Consider the following 2,736-nt stretch of genomic DNA (forward strand, 5'->3'; position numbering starts at 1 on the left):
TTATAAATATGCCAGCGGGACCATGAGCGCGACGCCGAGCGCCATCCCGCCGACGAGGATCGGCTTCCCGCCGCGTGGGAGGTCGGCACCGGTTTCGAGCGCCTCGGGGACGAACTCCGAGAGGACGAGGTAGATCATCGCTCCGGCGGCGAAACCGAAACCGTACGGGAGGAACGCGCGGGCGTACCGCACGAACGCGAACGCGACCACGGCCCCGATCGGCTGCGGCAGGCTGGAGAAGACGGCCCACCACACCATCTTCCACTTCGAGACGCCCATCGCCCGCAGCGGGATCGAGATTGCGGTCCCCTCGGGGACGTTGTGGATCGAGATGGCGAGGGTCATGAACACCGCCAACAGCGGTACCGTGAAGCCGAACAGCACCGTCCCGCCCTCCAGTCCGAGGTCCGCGAAGGAGACGCCGACCGCGATCCCCTCCGGGAAGCTGTGGACCGTTAATACGCCGAGGATCAAGATTAGCTTCTTGAAGTCCGCCTCGGCGTACTCCTGCGGGTCGATCTCGGCGTCGGTCAGCACGTCGTGTGCCACGACGACGAGGACGACGCCCGCGAGCATCCCGACCGCGATCTCCACCGGCGTTCCCTCCGCCAGCCCCTCCTGAACGAGACCGAACAGCGACGCGGAGATCATGATCCCCGACGCGAACCCCCACAGCGCCACGTTCCCGCGGTCGCTGATCGTCTCGAAGAAGAAGAACGGCAGCGCGCCGACGCCCGTCGCCAGCGCCGTGATCAGCCCGGCGACGAAGACGAAGAGGTAGGCGTCGAGCGCGACCATCGGTCGCGTGAGAGTTCGGCGGTGTCGCACATAACCCCGGCGGGCAGCGTCCCATCCTGAGAACCCCCGACCGTAGCGATGTCCGGCCGCGGGGGCGTCCCGGTTCCGCCCGGCGCGGCGGTCAGTCGACGAGCCCGTCCAGATCCCGGATCTTCTTGGTCTGTTCGTCGTTCGCCGCCTGAATCCGCTCCGCCTCGGTGGCCACCTCGTCGGCGGTGTCGGCCGCGTCGTCGATCATCGCCGACACCTCCTCGGTGGAGGCGGCCTGCTGGTCGGTCGCCTCCGCGACCTCGCTGACGCCGTGGCTCGCCTCGGTGACGGCGTCGTCGATGTCGTGGAGCATCTCGACGGTCTCGTCGACGCGATCGATGCCCGTCCGGATCTCCTCGCTCGCGGCGTCGATCCGGTCGCTCGTCTCGTGGGTGTCCGACTTGATCTCGTCGACGAGCTCCTCGATGTCCTCGGCGTTCCGCTGGGACTCCTCGGCGAGGCTCTTCACCTCCTCGGCGACGACCGCGAAGCCGTCGCCCGCCTCCCCGGCGCGCGCGGCCTCGATCGACGCGTTCAGCGCGAGCATGTTCGTCTGGTCGGCGATGTCGTCGATCACGTCGACGATCTGGTCGATCTGCCCGACGCGCTCTTCGAGCCCGGAGACGGTCTCCGAGACGCCGTCGGTCGCCGACTCGACCGTCTCCATCGCGTCGATGGCCTCCTCTGCGACGTCACAGCCCTCGTCGGCCAGCGCCCGCGCGTCGTCGCTCACCGACTTGACCTCGTCGGCGGTGGCGGCGATCTCCTCGACGGTCGCCGACAGGTCCGACACCTCTTCGGAGATCTCCCGCATCGACGCGGACTGTTCGTTGGTCAGGTCGGTCACCTCGTCGGACCCCTTCGAGACGATCTGCGAGATCCGCAGGAGCTGTTCGACGGTCTCGGCGATCTCCGCCTGAACGTCCGATCCGATCCGTCCGTCCGGTCCGGGGTCTTCCGAACTCGTAGCCATGCGAAAAACTTTCACAAGACGATTGTTAACTTGGCGCTGAAATTACTAGAAGAGATAACTGTCCTGACCGCACTAGAGAGGAAACACCTGTAGGAAACAGTAAAACGGCGGTAAGTGGATTCAATTTCCTGAATGCCCCGTAGATTACTCTAACTGATATCTGGGGGCGTAGTCTTTTCAGCAAGAACGAAGTACGTGATTACATGCCACGATCGACGACAGTAATCGAGGACACCGACGTTCAGACCATCGAGTGGGACGACGAAGTCGGCGTCCCCGTGTTCACGTGGAACGACTACGTCGCGGGCGAGACGTTCCGGGAGAACGCGCGGCGCTGGGAGGAGTTCGTCGCGGAGCGCGGCGCGGACACGTACATCGTCAACACGGAGGGCGTGACCGCCCACGACGACGCCGACAAGCGGTGGCTGGCCGAGGAGTGGGTCCCGAACCTGATCGACGAGGGCGTCCGGCGCGGTGCCGGCGTCTACCCCGACTCCGCCATCGCCAGCATGGAGATGGAGGAGGTCGAAGAGCAGCTCAGCGCGCTCGACCCAGACTTCGAGTTCCGTGCGTTCGCGAGCAACGAGAAGGCGAAGGAGTGGCTGGCCGACCAGTAGGCTGAGCTGACGGCTGAGACGCGGATCCCCCTCTCCCTTTTCGCGGCGACGCGACCGCTGCCACGCTCCGTCCGTCGACCCGCAGGGTTTTACCCTCACACGGCGGGAGTACGGACATATGGCAACGGGGATCGTCGGGGAGTTCCTCGATCTCAAGGCGGAGACGGACGCGGACGTTCTCGCGATGCAGTGCGGCGACTTCTACGAGTTCTTCGCGGACGACGCCGAACTGGTCGCCGACGAGCTGGATCTCTCGATCTCGCAGAAGTCCTCGCACGGCTCGTCGTACCCGATGGCGGGCGTGCCGCTCTCGGAGCT

4 protein-coding genes are annotated in these 2,736 nt (G+C 65.8%); 2 read left to right on the forward strand and 2 right to left on the reverse strand.

Translation table 11 applies throughout. From position 1 onward, the window contains the following. Together BN903_RS07385 and BN903_RS07390 are read right to left on the reverse strand one after the other, a co-directional pair. On the reverse strand, window positions 1-798 hold the full coding sequence (locus BN903_RS07385; protein WP_048077138.1) for a ZIP family metal transporter: 798 nt from the start codon (window positions 796-798) through the stop codon (window positions 1-3). Window positions 799-919: 121 nt separating this feature from the next. Further along, a complete protein-coding gene (locus BN903_RS07390; protein WP_048077139.1) occupies window positions 920-1,801 on the reverse strand; it encodes a methyl-accepting chemotaxis protein in 882 nt (293 codons plus the stop codon). Window positions 1,802-2,004: 203 nt separating this feature from the next. On the opposite strand from BN903_RS07390, the gene BN903_RS07395 reads away from it, so the two are divergent. Together BN903_RS07395 and BN903_RS07400 are read left to right on the forward strand one after the other, a co-directional pair. Next, the gene (locus tag BN903_RS07395; protein WP_048077140.1) at window positions 2,005-2,418 is read left to right on the forward strand and encodes a hypothetical protein; all 414 of its coding nucleotides are present in this window, start codon (window positions 2,005-2,007) and stop codon (window positions 2,416-2,418) included. A gap of 118 nt (window positions 2,419-2,536) precedes the next feature. Next, on the forward strand, window positions 2,537-2,736 hold a 200-nt coding region (locus BN903_RS07400), incomplete at its 3' end, for a hypothetical protein (RefSeq protein WP_048077141.1).

Source organism: Halorubrum sp. AJ67 (assembly GCF_000513435.1).

What these genes read in the sequence shown, in the direction of transcription:
- BN903_RS07390 (WP_048077139.1), bottom strand. Translation starts at nt 1,801, where the DNA reads ATGGCTACGAGTTCGGAAGACCCCGGACCGGACGGACGGATCGGATCG.
- BN903_RS07385 (WP_048077138.1), bottom strand. Translation starts at nt 798, where the DNA reads ATGGTCGCGCTCGACGCCTACCTCTTCGTCTTCGTCGCCGGGCTGATC.
- BN903_RS07395 (WP_048077140.1), top strand. Translation starts at nt 2,005, where the DNA reads ATGCCACGATCGACGACAGTAATCGAGGACACCGACGTTCAGACCATC.